17 protein-coding genes are annotated in these 17852 nt (G+C 64.2%); 8 read left to right on the forward strand and 9 right to left on the reverse strand.

Annotated features, from left to right (window positions below; translation table 11 throughout):
* The first annotated feature begins 7 nt into the window (after window positions 1-7).
* Entirely contained in the window at window positions 8-1885 is a 1878-nt protein-coding gene (cobT, locus tag B9A11_RS00410) for a cobaltochelatase subunit CobT (protein ID WP_058246311.1), read from the forward strand.
* A 6-nt stretch (window positions 1886-1891) separates the two neighbouring features.
* On the opposite strand, the gene B9A11_RS00415 is transcribed toward cobT, so the two are convergent.
* Window positions 1892-2617, reverse strand: coding sequence for a cyclic nucleotide-binding domain-containing protein (locus B9A11_RS00415; RefSeq protein WP_058246310.1), 726 nt, complete (start codon window positions 2615-2617; stop codon window positions 1892-1894).
* A 165-nt stretch (window positions 2618-2782) separates the two neighbouring features.
* On the opposite strand from B9A11_RS00415, the gene B9A11_RS00420 reads away from it, so the two are divergent.
* From B9A11_RS00420 to B9A11_RS00435, 4 genes are all read left to right on the forward strand, one after another.
* Complete coding sequence (locus B9A11_RS00420) at window positions 2783-4558, forward strand: aminopeptidase P family protein (RefSeq protein WP_058246309.1); 1776 nt, start codon at window positions 2783-2785, stop codon at window positions 4556-4558.
* A gap of 58 nt (window positions 4559-4616) precedes the next feature.
* Window positions 4617-4961 (forward strand): DUF427 domain-containing protein, encoded by a 345-nt coding sequence (locus B9A11_RS00425; protein WP_058246308.1) that lies wholly within the window; start codon window positions 4617-4619, stop codon window positions 4959-4961.
* Between the two features lie 169 nt (window positions 4962-5130).
* A complete protein-coding gene (locus B9A11_RS00430; protein WP_058246307.1) occupies window positions 5131-5619 on the forward strand; it encodes a hypothetical protein in 489 nt (162 codons plus the stop codon).
* 89 nt (window positions 5620-5708) lie between these two features.
* Complete coding sequence (locus B9A11_RS00435) at window positions 5709-6368, forward strand: SH3 domain-containing protein (protein WP_058246306.1); 660 nt, start codon at window positions 5709-5711, stop codon at window positions 6366-6368.
* An 85-nt stretch (window positions 6369-6453) separates the two neighbouring features.
* Here the strand turns inward: B9A11_RS00435 and B9A11_RS00440 are convergent, their stop codons facing one another.
* Genes B9A11_RS00440 through ectA form a run of 4 tightly spaced genes read right to left on the reverse strand, consistent with a single transcriptional unit; the run spans window position 6454 to window position 10153 of the window.
* A complete protein-coding gene (locus B9A11_RS00440) occupies window positions 6454-7866 on the reverse strand; it encodes an aspartate kinase (RefSeq protein WP_058246305.1) in 1413 nt (470 codons plus the stop codon).
* On the reverse strand, window positions 7863-8267 hold the full coding sequence (locus B9A11_RS00445) for an ectoine synthase (protein ID WP_058246304.1): 405 nt from the start codon (window positions 8265-8267) through the stop codon (window positions 7863-7865). The genes B9A11_RS00440 and B9A11_RS00445 overlap by 4 nt, the downstream gene beginning before the upstream one ends.
* A 5-nt stretch (window positions 8268-8272) precedes the next feature.
* Complete coding sequence (gene ectB / locus B9A11_RS00450) at window positions 8273-9571, reverse strand: diaminobutyrate--2-oxoglutarate transaminase (RefSeq protein ID WP_058246303.1); 1299 nt, start codon at window positions 9569-9571, stop codon at window positions 8273-8275.
* A gap of 45 nt (window positions 9572-9616) precedes the next feature.
* Complete coding sequence (gene ectA / locus B9A11_RS00455) at window positions 9617-10153, reverse strand: diaminobutyrate acetyltransferase (RefSeq protein WP_058246302.1); 537 nt, start codon at window positions 10151-10153, stop codon at window positions 9617-9619.
* A gap of 244 nt (window positions 10154-10397) precedes the next feature.
* On the opposite strand from ectA, the gene B9A11_RS00460 reads away from it, so the two are divergent.
* Window positions 10398-10883 (forward strand): MarR family winged helix-turn-helix transcriptional regulator, encoded by a 486-nt coding sequence (locus B9A11_RS00460; protein ID WP_058246301.1) that lies wholly within the window; start codon window positions 10398-10400, stop codon window positions 10881-10883.
* A 60-nt stretch (window positions 10884-10943) separates the two neighbouring features.
* Here the strand turns inward: B9A11_RS00460 and B9A11_RS00465 are convergent, their stop codons facing one another.
* Window positions 10944-12587 carry a chloride channel protein gene (locus tag B9A11_RS00465; protein WP_058246434.1) on the reverse strand — a complete coding sequence of 548 codons (1644 nt, stop codon included), beginning with the start codon at window positions 12585-12587 and terminating at the stop codon, window positions 10944-10946.
* A 116-nt stretch (window positions 12588-12703) separates the two neighbouring features.
* Between B9A11_RS00465 and B9A11_RS00470 the strand changes: the two genes are divergently transcribed.
* On the forward strand, window positions 12704-14077 hold the full coding sequence (locus tag B9A11_RS00470) for an FAD-binding oxidoreductase (RefSeq protein WP_058246300.1): 1374 nt from the start codon (window positions 12704-12706) through the stop codon (window positions 14075-14077).
* A gap of 69 nt (window positions 14078-14146) precedes the next feature.
* Here B9A11_RS00470 and B9A11_RS00475 read toward each other — a convergent pair whose 3' ends face one another.
* A complete protein-coding gene (locus B9A11_RS00475; protein WP_058246299.1) occupies window positions 14147-14698 on the reverse strand; it encodes a TetR/AcrR family transcriptional regulator in 552 nt (183 codons plus the stop codon).
* 106 nt (window positions 14699-14804) lie between these two features.
* On the opposite strand from B9A11_RS00475, the gene B9A11_RS00480 reads away from it, so the two are divergent.
* Window positions 14805-15179, forward strand: coding sequence for a hypothetical protein (locus B9A11_RS00480; protein WP_058246298.1), 375 nt, complete (start codon window positions 14805-14807; stop codon window positions 15177-15179).
* Between the two features lie 49 nt (window positions 15180-15228).
* On the opposite strand, the gene recN is transcribed toward B9A11_RS00480, so the two are convergent.
* Window positions 15229-16878: a DNA repair protein RecN gene (recN, locus tag B9A11_RS00485; RefSeq protein WP_058246297.1), complete on the reverse strand. Its 1650-nt coding sequence runs from the start codon at window positions 16876-16878 to the stop codon at window positions 15229-15231.
* A gap of 105 nt (window positions 16879-16983) precedes the next feature.
* On the reverse strand, window positions 16984-17838 hold the full coding sequence (locus tag B9A11_RS00490; RefSeq protein ID WP_058246296.1) for an outer membrane protein assembly factor BamD: 855 nt from the start codon (window positions 17836-17838) through the stop codon (window positions 16984-16986).
* Between the last annotated feature and the right edge of the window lie 14 nt (window positions 17839-17852).

Below are 17852 nucleotides of genomic sequence, written 5' to 3' on the forward strand. Positions count from 1 at the left end.
TGACCCCATGGCACAGAAAAGCGACAACCCCGCAGATCCTTTCAAAAAAGCCCTCGCCGAGGCGACCAAGGTGATGGCCGACGACCCTGACCTGTCGGTCAGCTACACCGTCGATCCCGCCGGGGTCTCGGGCGATGCCATGCGCTTGCCGCAGATCAGCCGCCGCATGTCGCGCGACGAGGTTCTGCTGGCGCGCGGCACCGCCGACGCACTGGCTCTGCACCGCCGCTATCACGACAAGGCGACCCACGCGCGCTATGTGCCGCAGGGCGACATGGCCCGTGACCTGTACGAGGCGATGGAAACCGCCCGCTGCGAAGCCATGGGCGCGCGCGACATGCCCGGCACCGCCGGCAACATCGACGCCAAGATCAGCGCTGACGCCGCCCGCGCGGGCTATGGCCAGATTCGCGACAAGGCGGACGCGCCCCTTTCTGTCGCCGCCGGTTACCTGATCCGCCACCTTGCCACGGGCCGCGACCTGCCGCCCGACGCCGCCAACGTCATGGAACTGTGGCGACCTTTCATGGAACAATCCGCCGGCGACGCGCTGAACGCCGTGGACGACACGCTGGCCGATCAAGCCACCTTTGCCAAGTTCGCCCGCCAGATCATCAGCGATCTGGGCTATGGCGACCAGCTTGGCGACGACCCGGACAACCTTGATGACGAGGCCGAAGAAGACGGTCAGGAAGAGGGCCAGGAAGAAGAGCAGCAGCCCGATTCCACCGGCGATGAGGACCAAGGCGACGAGGCCGACGCCTCGCCCGAGCAAGCGCAGGACGAGCAGCAGGATTCTTCGCAGGCGCAGGTTTCTGCCGACGATATGGCCGACCAAGAGATGGGCGAAGAGGTCGAAATGCCCGAAGGCGAGGCCCCGATGGAGCCCCCCGCCCCCGCGCCGATCTCTGACGCCGATCCCGATTACAAGGTCTATGACACCACCTGCGACGAGGAAATCGCCGCCGAAGACCTCGCCGAGCCGATCGAGCTGGAACGCCTGCGCGCCTATCTGGACCAGCAGCTCGAACCGCTCAAGGGCGCGGTCAGCCGTCTGGCGAACAAGCTGCAACGGCGTCTTCAGGCCCAGCAGAACCGGTCGTGGGAATTCGACCTCGAGGAAGGCATCCTTGACGCGGGCCGCCTTGCCCGCGTGGTCGCCAACCCCACGACGCCGCTGTCCTTCAAGCAGGAAAAAGACACCGAGTTCCGCGATACCGTGGTGACGCTGCTGCTGGACAACTCTGGCTCCATGCGCGGGCGTCCCATTAGCATCGCGGCGATCTGCGCCGATGTTCTGGCCCGCACTCTTGAACGGTGCAGCGTCAAGGTCGAGATCCTCGGCTTTACCACCCGCGCGTGGAAGGGCGGGCAAGCGCGGGAGAAATGGCTGAACGAGGGCCGCGAGCAGCAGCCCGGTCGCCTCAACGACCTGCGCCACATCATCTACAAGCACGCCGACGCCCCGTGGCGCCGCACCCGCGACAACCTTGGCCTGATGATGAAAGAAGGCCTGCTCAAGGAAAACATCGACGGTGAAGCGCTGGAATGGGCGCACCGCCGGATGGTTGTCCGCCCCGAGGCGCGCAAGATCCTGATGGTGATTTCCGATGGCGCGCCGGTGGACGATTCGACCCTGTCGGTGAACCCGGCCAACTACCTGGAAAAGCACCTGCGCGACGTGATCGCCATGGTCGAAAAGCGCCGTCAGGTCGAATTGCTGGCGATCGGCATCGGCCACGACGTGACCCGCTACTACGAGCGCGCCGTGACGATCACCGACGTGGAACAGCTGGCCGGGGCGATGACCGAACAGCTCGCCAGCCTGTTCGATGCAGACCCGCGCGCCCGCGCCCGCGTGATGGGAATCAAGCGCGCCAGCTAGCGCGCGTCACCCCAGCGCGGTCTTGCGGACCTCGTCCTGCATGGCCTCCGCCTCGCGGGTGTTGTCCACCTGGTGCGGCGCGACGGCCAGCGCGACCTTGATCGCCAAGTCCTTGGAAATCATAGCGTTCAGCGCCATGGAAAAGCGCGGGCGACGCTTGGCCCGGCGGCGCAGGCGCGCCACGTCCCAGACCAACACCTCGGCCCCCGCAGGCAGCCGCGTCGTCGCCGAGGACCGCATCCCCGTCAGGTAAGCGACCTCGCCCACGAACACCCCGGCGGGCATCAAGAACCGCTCGCCGCGCTTTTCCACCTGCAACTTGCCCGAGACGACAAAGTACAGCTTGTCGACCGCCACGCCTTCGCGGGTGATGACCTCTTCTTCGGTCAGGGTATAGCGCCGCGCCTGCCCCACCAGCTCGCGAAAATCGCCGGGCGGCAAGTCCTTGAACCGCTTGTAGATATCGCGGTGCGCGCGCGGCACGATCAGCTTGGACTCGCGCAGCAGCAAGCCCGACAGGCCAATCAGGTTCGCCGTGCCCATCACTGACGAGGTCAGGATCGCCTCCCACAGGGGGCGGTCGGCGGCAACAAAGTAATACCACAGGTAAAACCCGGTCCCGATCAGCAGCAGCACGCGCAGGATCTTTTGGTTGATGACCAGATACCCCAGCGTGAAAAACACCCCTGCGGTCCACACAAGATACTGCGGGGCGATGAAATGCGCATCCATGGTTCACAATGTCCCAAACTATCCTTTCAGCCCTACGCCTCCATTCCCCACCAAGCAAAGGAAAAATTCGCCCGTCAACGCTGGCGTGTGCGCCGTAATCAGGTATCAATGACCGGCCAGTCACCAAAACCAGTCACCAAAACCACCCACCCGCGAAGAGGCCCCATGTTCCAGACGTTCCAAGACACCGCCAGCCCGGACCAAGGCCCCGCGCGCCTCACCGCTTTGCGCGCCGCGATGGCCGCCGCTGGGGTTGATGGGTTTCTTGTGCCCCGCGCCGATGCGCATCAGGGCGAATACGTCGCGCCGCACGATGACCGCTTGGCTTGGTTGACGGGGTTCACCGGCTCGGCGGGCTGGGCGGTGGCCTTGGCCGCACGCGCCGCCGTGTTCGTCGACAGCCGCTACCGCGTGCAGGTCAAGGCGCAAGTAGCGGATTGTTTTGAGAAAATCGACTGGCCAGAGGTCGCCCTGTCCGACTGGATCGGCGAAGCCTTGGCCGAGGGGGCCATCGGCTTTGACCCGTGGCTGCTGACCGTGGATCAGCTCGAACGGATGCAGACCGCCCTGCCGGGCCTGACCCTGACCCGCTGCGAAAACCTGATCGACGCCATCTGGGACGACCAGCCGCGCCCCCCGCAAGGCGCTGTTTTTGCCCAGCCGCTGGAGCTGTCGGGCGAGGCGCATGAGGACAAGATCACGCGGTTGGCCAAGGATCTGACCAGCGATGCGGCGATCCTCACCCTGCCGGACAGCATCGCTTGGCTGCTCAACATCCGTGGCAGTGACATCCCGCGCAACCCGGTGCCGCATGGCTTTGCGATCCTGCACGGGGACGGCCGCGTGACGCTTTATATGGACGCTGGCAAGCTGGCGAATTTGGGTGATCACCTTGGCCCGCGCGTCACCCTCCGCGCGCCCAAAGACTTCCTGAACGATGTTCACGGCCTGCAAGGCACCGTCCAGATCGACCCGGCCACCTGCCCCGTCGCCGTCGCCGTCGCCGACGCCCTCACCGCAAAGATCACCCACGGCGACGATCCTGTCAGCCTGCCCAAGGCGCGCAAAAACGCCGCCGAGCTGGCCGGAGCGCGGGCCGCCCACCTGCGCGACGGGGTGGCGATGGTGCGCTTTCTGGCGTGGCTCGACGCCCAGCCGCCAGGCAGCCTGACCGAGATCGACGTGGTCAAAGCGCTCGAAGAGGAGCGCCGCGCCACCAACGCCCTGCGCGACATCTCTTTCGAGACGATCTCTGGCGCGGGGCCGAACGGCGCGATTGTCCACTACCGCGTGACCGAGAAAACCAACCGCAAGGTGAATGACGGCGAGCTGCTGCTGGTGGACAGCGGCGGGCAATACGTCGACGGGACCACCGACATCACCCGCACCATGGCCATCGGCACGCCGGGGGACGAGGAACGCGACGCCTTTACCCGCGTGCTCAAGGGCATGATTGCGGTGTCGCGGCTGCGCTTTCCCGCAGGCCTTGCGGGGCGCGACATTGACCCCTTTGCGCGCGCCGCCCTGTGGGAGGCGGGGCTGGACTATGGTCACGGCACCGGCCACGGCATCGGGTCGTACCTGTCCGTCCACGAAGGCCCCCAGCGCATCGCCCGCAGCGGCACCGTCCCGCTGGAGCCGGGGATGCTGCTGTCGAATGAGCCGGGTTTCTACAAGGAAGGCGCTTATGGCATCCGCATCGAGAACCTGATCGCCGTCCAGCAGGCCGAGCCCCTGCCCGGCCAGACCGTCCCGCAGATGCTGACCTTTGAGACGCTGACATGGGTGCCGATTGATACGCGGCTGGTGAACGTGGCGCTGCTGACGCAAGCGGAACGGGACTGGCTGAACGCCTATCACAGCGAATGCGAGGCCCGGTTGGCCCCACATTTGCAAGAGAAAACAAAGCTTTGGCTGACGCAGGCCTGTAAGGCTATTTGACACAGCGCTTTTACAATCCGCGTGGGATAAAAGCACATCGAGAGAATGGGAGACGACTATGACCAAGAACATCACGATCACGCCGGCCACCGGTACCTGGGTTGTCCGCGCAGGCGGCGCGGTGCTTGGGGAATCGAGCAACGCGTTGGAACTGCACGAGGGCGATCTGCCGATGGTCATCTATTTCCCGCGCGATGATCTCGGGATGGCTTTCCTTGACAAGACCGATCACAGCACGACCTGCCCGCACAAAGGCGCGGCGTCGTATTTTTCGATCATGTCGAAATCGACCACCTATGAAAACGCCGCATGGAGCTATGAAGACCCCAAGGACGACGTGGCCCAGATCAAGGGCATGATCGCCTTTGAGGTGCAGGATGGTGTCGCGGTCGAGCAGGTCTAAGACCCGCCAAGGCACATACAGCCGAACCAAGAGCCGGGCCACAGCGCCCGGCTTTTTGCGCCCGAAATTTGGAACTGGCTTTTTGAAACGGGGGGCGTGCGCCAGATCACAGCCGCACCGCCGGGGCCGTGACACTCTGGACGTGTATTTCACGCAGAGGATTATCGGCATGAACGTGACGGTCCACGCTTCGGTGTTTCATGGCGGCGGCCAAAAGGGCGATTTCGGTTGGATGCTGGAACAGCCCGAATACGACGGCGCCTTTTTCATCTTTAACGACAACGAGGGCGAGTTTCTGGCCTATCAGTCGGATCAGGGCAAATCCGGCCCCGGCTGTATGCCCGGTGGCGGCAATGCGGCGATCCGGCCTTGGCAATGCGCGACCCCGCCGCGCGCGGGCGGCATTCCCACCGGCAGCTACAACATCACCGATGCAAACGGCAACCACGGCTATCCCAGCCTGACCCCAGAGGTCAAAGGCTACATCGACACCGCCGTGGCCTTTATCGCCAAGCGCATCGCGGACACTGGCTGCACCGACGTGTACTACAGTTCGGACGGGAACGGCGGGCTGGGCACGCATATCTTTAGCCCCTCACCCGAGGTCACCAGCTATATCGTCAGCAAGATCAACAGCCTGGGCACCGTTGATAGCTGATAACAGGCGCGCCGCGGGGGGCGGATATTGCCTAGCCCCGCCGCTGCGCCGACCCTTGGCACATCGCTTTTGAACAAAGGATGTTTGCCATGTTTCGTCTTGCTGCCTTGCTGTGTGCGCTGCTCTTTGCCAGCGCCGCCAGCGCCACCACCCTGTGGGTCAACGCCCCCAAGGATGGGTTTTTGAACCTGCGCACGGGGCCGTCCACCGGCTATCACGTGATCCAGAAGATGCCGCACGCCAGCCGCGTCGAAGTGCTGCGCGCGCCCGGCAAATGGGTCAAGCTGCGCGCCGCTTCGGGGCGTGTGGGCTGGGCGCACAGCGGCTGGCTGAGCCCTCAGCGCCCGCATGTCAAACCTGACACGCACACCGCCCAAGGGGTGCGCTTTGTCGATGCGCCGCGCCATGCCGGGCTGAACCTGCGCAGCGGTCCCGGCACCGGCTACACCGTTGTCAAGCTGATGCGCGATGGCGCGCGGGTCGAGGTGCTGGGGCGCAAAGGCCAGTGGCTGTTGGTGCGGCACGCGCGCTCTGGCCACGTCGGGTACGCCCATCGCGCCTATCTGTCGAAACAGCGCCCCCATCGCCTGCGTCAACCGCACCACGGGGCCGAGCGCGGGTACGAGCACCAACACGCGCCTCGCGGCCAAGCTGCCCCGGACCTCGCGCAAATCCTGCTGGCCTGCCAGGGCCGCCCGCCGCGCGCGACCCAGGCCTGCATCGCGCAGCGCCTGAACGGCCATCGTTGAACGCAAAAAAGGCGCGCCGCCCCATGCCGAGCAGCGCGCCCTTGGCAAGCCCCTTAGAGGCGCTCGCTCTCCCTGCTGGCTGCGGTTACGCGGCCAGTTTCACGGTGTCTTTTGCCTCGATGAACGCGCCATGCAGCGCCTTGATCGTCGGCTGTAGGTCGTCGCGTTCCAGAATGAACATCACGTCCACGTTGCGCGGCCCTTGGCTGGCGCCGATACTTTCCATCTCGGCGTCCGCAATCGCTTGCAGGCCGCGCGTCAGCACCGAAAGACCGCGCAGATCGCGCCCCACCACCGACGCCATGGCCAGCGTGCGCGAGCACACTTCGGCGGAGGGGTACAGCGCGTTGAGATCCTTCTCGACCCGGCGCATCTTTTTCAGCGACGCATCAACGTAATGCGTGATCGTATTGGCGTTGGACACCTTGGACACGATGCGCACGTCATGGCGCGTGAGCACGTCGAGAATTGCCGCGTCATAGCCTTTGACGCCGACCATGTCCTGTTCGAACACTTCCAAGGCCACGATATCAAGGCCCGTCACGATCTCGACCGCCGCCTGCGTGGCGGGGCAATCGTCGATCAGGGTGCCGGGGTCTTCGGGTTCGAACGCGTTGGTGACGCGCAAAGGCACCTGCGCCTGACGCAAGGTCTTGGCCGCCTTGGGGTGGATCGCCTCCATCCCGAGGTTCGACAGCTGGTCCGCCACGTCATAGTTGGTCCGGCCCAGCTTGCGCACGGCATCCTGCCCCACAAGGTTCGGGTCCGCCGAGGACAGGTGGAATTCCTTATGGATGATCGCCTCTCGCGCGCCGGTCAGGGCCGCCAGCTTCGAGAAGGTCACCTCGGAGTAGCCCCGGTCAAATTCACGCATCAACCCTTCGGCGCATTGCGCATAGCCGGTGACAATCGGGATTTCCGACGCCGGATCAACGCCTTGCATGGCCGAGAGGATGCGCTCGTCAAGGCTGACATCGCCCTCGTCGCGCCAGCCCGACAGATCCACGAGGCGCGCCTGCGCCCCCGCCCGTTGCAGCATCAAAACCGTGACAAAGGCGGAATGCGCCTCGCCCAAGCCGCTCAGCAGCTCGCGGATTTGCAGCATGTGCTCGGACAGGCGAAAGTGCCCGTAGGCACACAGCCGTTGCAGATCGATCAGGCAGTTGCGCGCGCCTTCGATGCGGTCGCGCACGAACTCGGTCGCTTGCAGGATGTCCGCAGGGTGGTCCAGCACCTTTGTGTGGGCCTCGACCATCGCCTCGGACACACGCGCCAAAGCGTCGTGCCAGCCATGCCCGGTATCCGCATCCGCGAACTGGGCATAGACCCCCGGCGCGCCGGTTTTCTTGTGCTCCAGCAACAGGTTGGTGATGCCGCCAAAGGCGGACACCACGTAGATGCGGCCATAGGGATCATCGTCGCGCAGCAGCAGCGTGTCGCGCAGCTCATGCACACGGGACATGCTCGTCCCGCCGATTTTCTCGACTGTATGGCTCATGCGCTCTCCAATTCCTCGGGGGCAGCATAAGATCCATCCTCGCGGTGGACCTCTTTGCCCGTCACCGGCGGGTTAAAGCAGCAGGCCATGACCAGCTCTTTGTCAGCGCGCAGGATGTGGCGGTCGTGCTGGTCCAACGCATACATCACGCCGGGTTTGATCGCGTGCGTCTCGCCGGTGGCCAGATCGGTGATCGAGCCTTCGCCCTGCATACAATACACGCTCTCAAAGTGGTTCTTGTACTCAAACGTGTGCTCAGACCCTTCTTCGAGGAAGGTGATGTGAAAGCTAAAGCCCATGTTGTCATCGGCCAGAAGCATCCGCACCGAAGACCACTGCGCATCGTTCACCACACGCTCGCGTTCGTTTTTCACGATCTCGTTGAAATCACGTACAATCATTGGGGTTACTCCGCTGCAATCTTGTGTTGTTCCAGAACCTCGTCCGCTGCGTCGAGCAGGATCGAAAGGCCCTTTCGGAAGGTTTCTTCAGGGGTGGTCAGCGGTGCGAGGACCTTGACCACTTCGTCATTCGGGCCAGAGGTTTCGATCACCAGCCCCTTTTGGAAGGCGCGGGCGCAGATCTCTCCGGCCAGCGCGCCGCTGCCCACATCGACGCCCTGCATCAATCCGCGCCCCTTGAGGTAGGCGCCGTCGATCTTGTCCGCCAGCTCTTGCAGGCCGGTGGTCAGGACCAGCGCCTTGGTCGCGAGGCTGTCTTGGAACGCGCTGTCAGACCAGAACTTTTCGATGGCGACCTGCGCGGTGACAAAGGCGTGGTTGTTGCCACGGAAGGTGCCGTTGTGCTCGGCCGGGCCAAAGACGTCATGCTGCGGACGCACCAAGGTCAACGCCATGGGCAGGCCATAGCCCGAGAGCGATTTCGCCATGGTGATGATGTCCGGCGTGATGCCCATCTCTTCGAAGGAAAAGAAGGTGCCGGTGCGGCCACAACCGGCCTGAACATCGTCCACGATGACCAGCGCGCCGTGTTCATGCGCCAGATCGCAGACCTTCTTGACCCATTCGGCAGAGGCGGCGTTGAGGCCACCCTCGCCCTGCACGGTTTCGAACAGGATCGCGGCGGGCGCGTCCATGCCCGACGAGGCGTCACCCAGCATCGCTTCGAGGAATTTCGAGGTGTCGCAGCCCTCACCCATGTAGCCGTCAAACGGCATCCGGGTGACGTGACCGCCCACCGGCAGACCCGCGCCGCCCCGGTGATAACCGTTGCCCGTGGCCGACAGCGCACCCATGGTGACGCCGTGGAAGCCATTGGTAAAGCTGATGATATTGGTGCGGCCCGTGGCCTTGCGCGCCATCTTCATGGCGGCCTCGACGGCGTTCGCCCCGGTCGGACCGGTGAACATCACCTTGTGGTCCATGCCCCGCGGCTTGAGGATATGCTGCTCGAACGCGCGCAGGAAATCCCCCTTGGCGTCGGTGTGCATATCCAGCCCGTGGGTCATACCATCACGGGTGATATGCTCGACAAGGGCCGCCTTCATATCCGGGTCGTTGTGGCCATAGTTCAGCGAGGAACAGCCGGCCAGAAAGTCGATATAGGTGTCGCCATTGGCGTCGGTCATCTCGGACCCGGTCGCCTTGACGAAAGTGGTGTCAAACCCCCGGCAATAAGAGCGCGCATCGCTCTCGCGGCGTTTGAAAATCGAAGGTTTGGGCGTGTTGGACATGTCGTTCGGCATGGAACGTCCTTTCGGTAAAATTCGGTGCTTAAAAAGAGGAAGGGATCAGGCAGCGCTTTTCAGCACGATCTCTTCGCTGGGCAGCGTGATCGTCACCAAGTGCTCGGTGTCATGCGCCCCGCCAAAGTGGTCGTCGCTGTGGTAATGCGGCGCGTCGATCAGATCGCCGCCCACGTCGCGGGCAAAGCTGCGGAACAGCCCCCAAGAGGCGGCGTTGTCCTCGGTGATGGTGGTCTTGAGCGTCTGCGCCTCGGCGCACTCGTCCCGGTTGATCAGGTGAGCCAGCATCTGCTTGCCCAGACCCAGACCCCGCGCCGCCTCGCCGACAGCCACCTGCCAGACGAAAAAGGCGTTCTGCCCGGGGATCATATGACCGGAAATCCAGCCGACGATCTCGCCATCCAGTTCGGCAACCACGCAGGTGTCACGGAAGTGATCCGCCTGCACGAGGTTGCAGTACATGGAGTTCTCATCCAGCGGCTTGCAGGCGCGGACAAGCTCCCAAATCGCGGCCCCATCCGTCACATCAGGCTTGCGCAGACGGGGCGTTTGCGTTCGGGGGGCAGAAACATCTTTCGGCATGGGCGATCCTTACTCCTCATTCGGTTCGAGAGGCTAACTAACATCCTTCGATAAAAGTTTCAACTTCCAAAGCAGTTTTTTGCGTGTATAGCGGATTATCACGCCAAAACTTGAGGTATTCGCTTTATTTGACTAAGCATTCAAAGATCACATGCTTTGATACGCAAAGCAATTAAGGAAATATGAAGGAGTCTGGCCCATCTTACCAAGACATGCGACATTAGCGGCCTTCCCAGAGGTGGACATGGACCGACTAGACGAAAGCCTGATTGCCCTGCGGCGCATCCTGCGCTCGACAGAGCTGTATTCCAAAGACCTGGCCCAAGCGGCCGGCGTAACCCCGGCACAGCTGCGGGTTCTTCAGATTTTGCAATCCAAAGGCGGCAGCGCCACGCCCAAGGCCTTGGCGACGCAAATGGGCGTCTCGCAGGCGACGGTGACCGCCCTCGTGGACAAGCTGCAAAGTCGCGGCATGATTGAGCGGGTGCGCTCGGAACTGGACCGACGCCAGACCAATGTGACCATTACACAAGCGGGTCTCAGCACCACGGACGACGCGCCGGACGCGCTGCAACAGCGCTACGTCAAGGAATTCACCAAGCTCGACGATTGGGAACAGGCGATGCTGGTGGCCGCGCTGGAACGTGTGGCTGCCATGCTGGACGCAGACGACATGGACGCCTCTCCGGTTCTGACCATCGGTGATATCCACGGCCGCCCGAGCCACTGAGCGCGCCCAAATTCCTTCCAAGGAATTTGCAAATCTTTTGAAAAAGATTTGGCCCGCGCGCTAGCTGTGCTCTTCGCGCGCCGTCGCCGCCAGCGCTTGGTTATAGCGTTTCAAGGCATCCACCTGGAACAACGCGCCCTGCAACACGGGCGTGCTCTCTTCGCCCTCCAGAGCCACCACCGGCAAAAAGGCCACGCCAGACCGGTCGAACATCGGCAAGGCCACCTCCAGCGTTGCTTGCCCTTGCAGGAACAGACCCTGCTCGATCATCCGCTGGCACGCATCGGGGTCCGCCGCCCCCTCGTCCCCCAACTTGCGCATCACGCCGCTGACCCGGAACATGGCAAGCAGATAGGCCTGCGGCCCTTCAGCCAGATGCACGTTGCGCCGCTCCAGCTGGGTCAGGAAAAAGCTGCGATCTACCACCCGCGACGCCAGCGCAGTGGACATGGACACGGAAATCATCACCGCCAACCCCGTCTGCCAGTCGCCCGTCAGTTCGAACACGATCAAGGTTGTCGAAATCGGCGCCCCCAACACGGCCGCCGCCACCGCCCCCATCCCCGCCAAAGCGTAAAGCGTAAAGGCCGAGGACGCATCGGGGAAAAATCCGGTGGCAATATGCCCGAACACAAGGCCCGTCAGCGCCCCAACCATCAGCGACGGCGAGAAAATCCCGCCCCCCATGCGCCCCGCCATGGTAATTGACACCGCCGCCACCTTGACCACCGCAAAGATGAACGCCGCCCCCAGCCCGAGGTTGCCGGTCAGCGCCAGAGAGGTTGTCTCATACCCCACGCCAATCACGTGCGGAAAGTAAATCGCAATCACCCCCAGCAGCAGCCCCGCCACCGCCGGGCGCATCCAATGCGGCAACCCAAGCCGCCGCTGCAACGCGGTTTCCAGATCATCCGCAAAGAAAATCGTGCGCATCATGATCACCGCGATCAGGCCGCACACCAGCCCCAGCAGGAAAAATGCCGGCAATTCGAGGTAGAATTCCACCGTGGTTGTGCCCGGCAAGACAAACTCGGTCACGTCGCCGTAGACCAGCCGGTTGATCACCGTCCCCGCCGCCGAGGCCACCACGATGGGCGCAAAAGCGTGCAAGGCAAAGTGGCGCAAGACCACTTCAAGCGCGAACAACGCCCCGGCGATGGGCGCGTTGAACGAGGCAGAGACCGCCGCCGCCACGGCGCAGCCCAAAAGGTCGCGACCCGTCACTCCGTCAACCCGCAACACATTGGCAATCCAAGAGGAAAACATCGACGCGATATGCACAACCGGGCCTTCGCGCCCCGTGCTGCCCCCCGTCGACAAGGTGATCCACGAGCACAGGGCCGAGGCGATCCCGGCCTTTTTCTCGACCCGGCCGTCGTTCAGAGCGGCCCCTTCGATGACATCAGCCACCGATCGCACGCGCCCGTCCGGCGTGGCCCAATGCAGGATAATCCCCACGGCAATGCCGCCAAATGCGGGAATCAGCAGCACCCAAATCCACGGCAGGGTTTCTGCAAAGCTTGCCAAAAGGTTGACGTTCTCGGTGCCGTAGATTGTCGCTTGCAGCCACTCGACCGCCGCGCGAAAGGCAATCGCCGCAAGCCCGCTGGCCACCCCCAGTCCCAGCGCAATGAACCAGAACTGGATCTGGCTCGGCCCTTCTTGCCGTACCAGCCGCCAGCCGCGTCGAAACGCGTTGCGCATACTGTGCACCTGCTGCCGCACCAAGCCTTGCAATCGGACCTCCCCGGAACCAGTGGCTTTTCTCTGTTGTCACCGCCCGTTAACATGTCGCGAAACGAGGCAAGGACCAAGAACAGATGGCCATCGCACAGGCGCTTGAAGAGTTACACAATCTCCTAGGCGAACGGCTCCGTCGGGCCAAGCCCGAACTGGACGCGCATGGCCATTCCGAATCCTATTTCCCCAATACGCCGCCCGATGCGGTCGCCTATCCGGTGTCCACCGACGAAGTGCGCCGCCTTGTTAACATTTGCGCGGCCCATAACTGCCCCATGGTCGGCTGGGGCGCGGGCACCTCCCTAGAGGGGCACGGGTTGGCGGTGCGCGGCGGCGTCGTCGTCGATTTCAGCCGCATGAACAAGGTTCTGGAAATTCGCCCCGCCGATATGGACGTCACCGTGCAGCCCGGCGTCACCCGCGAAGCGCTGAACGAAGAGCTGCGCGCCACCGGCCTGTTCTTTCCCGTGGACCCCGGCGCCAATGCCTCGATCGGGGGGATGGCCATGACGCGGGCGTCTGGCACCACCACCGTCCGCTATGGGTCCATGCGCGATAACGTCATGGGATTGCAGGCGGTTTTGGCCGATGGCCGGGTGATCCACACCGGCAGCCGCGCCCGCAAATCCGCCGCCGGATACGATCTGACGGCGATGTTTGTCGGCTCCGAAGGCACTTTGGGCCTCGTCACGGAACTGACCCTGAAACTGCATGGCATCCCCGAGGCGACCTCGGCCGGGATTTGCAGCTTTGAGCGGATCGAAGACGCCGTGAACTGTGTTCAAGAAACGATCCAGATGGGGATTCCCATGGCGCGGATCGAATTCGTCGACGCCGCGACCACGCAGGCCTTTAACGCTTATGCCGGGTCGGACATGCCCGCCGTGCCGCACCTGATGGTGGAATTCAACGGCTCGCCCGAGAGTGTCGCGCAGGACGCCGACCGCTTTGCCGAGATCGTCGCCGACCACGGCGGCTCGCCTTTTCAATGGTCCGCCCGCGAAGAGGAACACCGCGCGCTTTGGGCCATGCGCCACAACGGCTATTACGCGATCCTCGCCTCGCGCCCCGGCGCGCGGGCTATTGTCACCGACATTTGCGTGCCGATTTCCCGTTTGGCGCAAGCGGTTAAGGAGACGCAGTACGACATCGCCGCCAGCGATATTCCCGGCCCGATCCTTGGGCATGTGGGCGACGGGAACTTTCACACCATCCTGTTGATCGACCCCGACCAGCCCGCCGAGATGCTCGAGGCCAAGCGCCTGTCCGACGCCATGGCCGAGCGCGCCATCCGTCTGGGCGGCACCTGTACGGGTGAACACGGCGTCGGCATGGGCAAGACCGCCTTTATGCGCCAAGAGCACGGCGATGCCTGGGACGTGATGGGCAGCATCAAGACCGCGTTGGACCCGCGCGACCTGATGAACCCCGGCAAACTGGTCCCGCAGGGGTAATCCACGCACGATTTCGGGCGTTTTGCGTACGAAACCCCGCCATCAAGGGCATTTCCCGCACAAAATCGGTCACTCCGCCAATCGCTCCGCCAAATCCGCAGCACTCACCGCCCGCACGCGCCGCGCCGCCTCGTCTGGCAGCGGCATCGCCCCCGTGGCGCAGCGGATCTGCCAGTCCCCGACCAACAGCCCGAACCACAGGTCCACCGACACGCCGGGGGCCAAGCGCCCCACCTCGGACGCCACTTTTGGGAACACACGCCCCCGCCCCTCTTGGGCCAAGGCGGCGCCAAGCTGGTCCGACGCATCCGCCGCCGCCGCCCGGTTCAAAGCCACGGCGCGCGGGCTGAGCAACATCGCCAACAGCGCCTCACCCAACTCGGTCAAATCGGCGTATCCCCCGGCGTCCAGCCGCTCTTCGACCAAGCCGGCATTGCGCTGGATCAGCGCGCGGAACAGCCCGGTCTTGTCGCCGTACCACCGATAGAGCGTCTCATTCGACGCCTTGGCCCGCTTGGCCACCGCCAGCATGGACAAGCCGCCAAACCCTTTGTCTGACAGGATTTCATAGGCCGCATCGGCGATCTGCGCCGCGCGGGCTTCCTTGGCATCTGGCCCCATCCCGGCCCCCTTTCGCAAAAACCTCTTGACGCAAACCGTACACCTCAATACGCCTAAAGGGCAAGCGTACACATGGTTACGCCTTAACGAAGTGAAAGGATACCCAATGACCGACCAACGCCCGACGCGCGCCGCCTTGGCGATGCTGATCACCGTTCAAACCCTGATGCTGGGCAGCCTCTATGCCGGGGTGGAACCGCACCCGCCTGCGACCATCCCGCCCTTTGCGCTGGCCCCGTTCCTCAGCGTTGCCATCGGCACCTGCGGGACGGCGTGGATCATGGGCGACAGCCGCGCCGGACGTATCCTGAGCGCGCTCAGCGCCGTACTGGCGCTGGTCTCTTTCGGTCCTCAGAAGTACTTTGACCCGGCCTTTCCGCTGATCTGGCCCGCCGTCATCGCCGCGCAGATCAGCGTCGCCACCCTGCTCGCGCAGCTCAGCCCGCGCCTCCAGCGCAGCGCCCGAACGCAGGCCGCCTAGCGGGACGGTGGGCGGGGCGATGTGCCACCGGCACGAGCGCCGAACAGCGTCAGCCCAGCAAGGACCGCGCCGCCGCCCGCGCCTCTGGGGTCACCGTATCGCCCGATAGCATCCGGGCGATCTCATCCTCGCGCTCTTGCGGCGCGAGGGGCACGACCTCGGACAGGGTCACATCGTCCACAACGCGTTTCGCCACGCGCCAGTGATGCGCGCCAAGGGCCGCGACCTGCGGCGAGTGCGTCACCACCAGGACCTGCCCGCCTTCGGCCAAAGCGGCCAAGCGCCGCCCCACGGCGTCCGCCGTCGCCCCGCCAACGCCCCGGTCGATCTCGTCGAAAATCATCGTCACGCCGGCGTCGCGTTCCTCGGACAAGCACACTTTCAACGCCAGCAAGAAGCGCGACAGCTCCCCGCCCGAGGCGATCTTGTTCAACGGTCCAGACGGCGCGCCGGGGTTGGTCCCCACGGTGAACTGCACCGCGTCGCGGCCTTCCGGGCCTTCGGGGGCGCGAGACACTTCGGTGCGGAACACCGCGCGCTCCATTTTCAAAGGGGCAAGCTCTGCCGCCACCGCCGCGTCCAGCCGCTCTGCTGCCGCCGCGCGCGCCTCGGTCAAGGCGTCCGCCGCCGCATCATAGGCGCGCTCAGCCTCGCGCACGGCCTTTTCCAAACCGTCGATCTGCGCCTCGCCCGCGTCCAAGGCCGCCAGCCGCGCACCCAAAGTCTCGGCCAAACCCGCCAGATCATCGGCCAAAACCGAGTGCTTGCGCGCCAGCCCACGCAGGGCAAAGAGCCGCTCTTCGGTCTCTTCCAGCTCTGCCGGGTTAAACTCCAACGCATCGAGACAATCGGCCACCCCGCGCGCCGCATCGTCCAGCTCGGCCATGGCGCGCACCAGCGCCTCCATCGGGGCGTCCAGCCGCCCGTCGGCCTTGTCCGCCGCCCCTTCGAGCCAGCGCAGCGCGCTGGACATGGCCCCTTCGGCCCCGTCGTATCCCAGCGCCGAGGACGCCTGCGCGATGTCCTCGCGGATCTTTTCCGCCGACTGCATCATGCGGCGCTTGGCATCCAGCTGCGCCTCTTCGCCGGGTTCGGGCGACAGCTTGTCCAGCTCGGCCACCGCGTGCCGCAGGAAATCCTCTTCGGCCTGCACCGCCTCGAGCGCTTTGCGCGCCGCGTCCAGCTCCTTGCGCGAGGCGCCCAGCGTTTTCCACGCCGCGCGCACCGCCTGCGCCTGAGGCTCATACGTGCCGTAATCGTCCAGGATCGCCCGGTGCCCTTTCGGGTCCAACAACCCGCGATCGTCGTGCTGGCCGTGCAGCTCCACCAGCGTCTCGGACAGCCGACGCAGCACCTCGCCCGAGACACGCCGGTCATTGACCCAGCCGGTCTTGCGCCCGTCGGCGGTATTGACCCGCCGCAGGATCAGCTCATCCCCCGACGGCAAGCCCGCCTCTTCCAGCACACCGCGCGCCGCATGGCCGCTGGCCAGATCGAACACGGCGGTCACCTCGCCCTGCGCCGCGCCCTTGCGCACCAGTTCAGCGCGCCCGCGCCAGCCCAGCACGAACCCCAGCGAGTCCAAAAGGATCGACTTGCCCGCCCCGGTTTCCCCGGTCAGCACGTTCAATCCCGGCTGAAACGCAAGGTCCAGCCGTTCGATGATCAACATATCTCTGATTTCAAGCGCGCGCAGCATGTCTGCCACCTATCAAAACCGCGCCGCCCGCAAAACCCGTTTGCAGGCGGTCCGCAGTGGAAAGTCCATAAGTCATCGGAAAAGACCAGCGCAAAGAGCGGCCCGTCAGAGCCACTCGCCCTTGATCATCTGGCGGTACACCGCACCCAACCAGTTGTCCTTGAACACCTTCGGCTCCAGCCCCTGGCCGGTCAGCAACTTATAGCTGTCCTCGTACCAATCGGTGGACTGGTAGTTGTGGCCAAGGATGGCGGCGGCGGTCTGCGCCTCTTGGGTCAGACCCAGCGAGAGGTAGCTTTCCACCAAGCGGTGCAGCGCCTCGGGGGTGTGGGTCGTGGTCTGGAAATCCTCGACCACAACGCGAAACCGGCTGATCGCCGCGCCGTAATGCGCCCGCTTGAGGTAGTAGCGCCCGATCTCCATCTCTTTGCCAGCAAGGTGGTCAAAGGCGAGGTCGAATTTCAAAATCGCCGAGCGCGCATATTCGCTGTCGGGATAGCGTTCGATCACCACGCGCAGCGCCTGCAACGCCTGAAAGGTCAAGCCTTGGTCGCGGCCCACCAGCTCGATCTGGTCGTAGTAGGACAGCGCCAGCAGGTACTGCGCATAGGCTGCGTCGTCATCCGCCGGGTAAAAGTCGATGAACCGCTGCGCCGCGGCGCGCGCCTCTTCGTAGGCTTTGTCCTGATGAAAGGCGTAGGCCTGCATGATCAACGCGCGCTTGGCCCAGTCGGAATAGGGGTAAAGCCGCTCGACCTCGCCAAAGTAATAGGCGGCGTCCTCGTTGTCCTTGCGCGACAGCTCGTATTCGCCACGCTCAAAGATCTGCTCGGCGGTGAACGTCTCTAGCGGTGCGCCGTTCGGCCCCTTGCCCTTGGCTTGGAATTCCCCGCAGCCAGACAAGGTCAAGGCACACAAGGCCACCCCGATCACGAACTTATGCGATCTTCCCCCTGCCATGCTCGACGTCCCTC

This window comes from Tropicibacter naphthalenivorans (genome assembly GCF_900176475.1).
In the GTDB taxonomy this organism is placed as follows: domain Bacteria; phylum Pseudomonadota; class Alphaproteobacteria; order Rhodobacterales; family Rhodobacteraceae; genus Tropicibacter; species Tropicibacter naphthalenivorans.

What these genes read in the sequence shown, in the direction of transcription:
- B9A11_RS00480 (WP_058246298.1), top strand. Translation starts at nt 14,805, where the DNA reads ATGACCGACCAACGCCCGACGCGCGCCGCCTTGGCGATGCTGATCACC.
- cobT (WP_058246311.1), top strand. Translation starts at nt 8, where the DNA reads ATGGCACAGAAAAGCGACAACCCCGCAGATCCTTTCAAAAAAGCCCTC.
- B9A11_RS00470 (WP_058246300.1), top strand. Translation starts at nt 12,704, where the DNA reads ATGGCCATCGCACAGGCGCTTGAAGAGTTACACAATCTCCTAGGCGAA.
- ectA (WP_058246302.1), bottom strand. Translation starts at nt 10,153, where the DNA reads ATGCCGAAAGATGTTTCTGCCCCCCGAACGCAAACGCCCCGTCTGCGC.
- B9A11_RS00445 (WP_058246304.1), bottom strand. Translation starts at nt 8,267, where the DNA reads ATGATTGTACGTGATTTCAACGAGATCGTGAAAAACGAACGCGAGCGT.
- recN (WP_058246297.1), bottom strand. Translation starts at nt 16,878, where the DNA reads ATGCTGCGCGCGCTTGAAATCAGAGATATGTTGATCATCGAACGGCTG.
- B9A11_RS00475 (WP_058246299.1), bottom strand. Translation starts at nt 14,698, where the DNA reads ATGGGGCCAGATGCCAAGGAAGCCCGCGCGGCGCAGATCGCCGATGCG.
- B9A11_RS00460 (WP_058246301.1), top strand. Translation starts at nt 10,398, where the DNA reads ATGGACCGACTAGACGAAAGCCTGATTGCCCTGCGGCGCATCCTGCGC.
- B9A11_RS00490 (WP_058246296.1), bottom strand. Translation starts at nt 17,838, where the DNA reads ATGGCAGGGGGAAGATCGCATAAGTTCGTGATCGGGGTGGCCTTGTGT.
- B9A11_RS00435 (WP_058246306.1), top strand. Translation starts at nt 5,709, where the DNA reads ATGTTTCGTCTTGCTGCCTTGCTGTGTGCGCTGCTCTTTGCCAGCGCC.
- ectB (WP_058246303.1), bottom strand. Translation starts at nt 9,571, where the DNA reads ATGCCGAACGACATGTCCAACACGCCCAAACCTTCGATTTTCAAACGC.
- B9A11_RS00430 (WP_058246307.1), top strand. Translation starts at nt 5,131, where the DNA reads ATGAACGTGACGGTCCACGCTTCGGTGTTTCATGGCGGCGGCCAAAAG.
- B9A11_RS00465 (WP_058246434.1), bottom strand. Translation starts at nt 12,587, where the DNA reads ATGCGCAACGCGTTTCGACGCGGCTGGCGGCTGGTACGGCAAGAAGGG.
- B9A11_RS00415 (WP_058246310.1), bottom strand. Translation starts at nt 2,617, where the DNA reads ATGGATGCGCATTTCATCGCCCCGCAGTATCTTGTGTGGACCGCAGGG.
- B9A11_RS00440 (WP_058246305.1), bottom strand. Translation starts at nt 7,866, where the DNA reads ATGAGCCATACAGTCGAGAAAATCGGCGGGACGAGCATGTCCCGTGTG.
- B9A11_RS00425 (WP_058246308.1), top strand. Translation starts at nt 4,617, where the DNA reads ATGACCAAGAACATCACGATCACGCCGGCCACCGGTACCTGGGTTGTC.
- B9A11_RS00420 (WP_058246309.1), top strand. Translation starts at nt 2,783, where the DNA reads ATGTTCCAGACGTTCCAAGACACCGCCAGCCCGGACCAAGGCCCCGCG.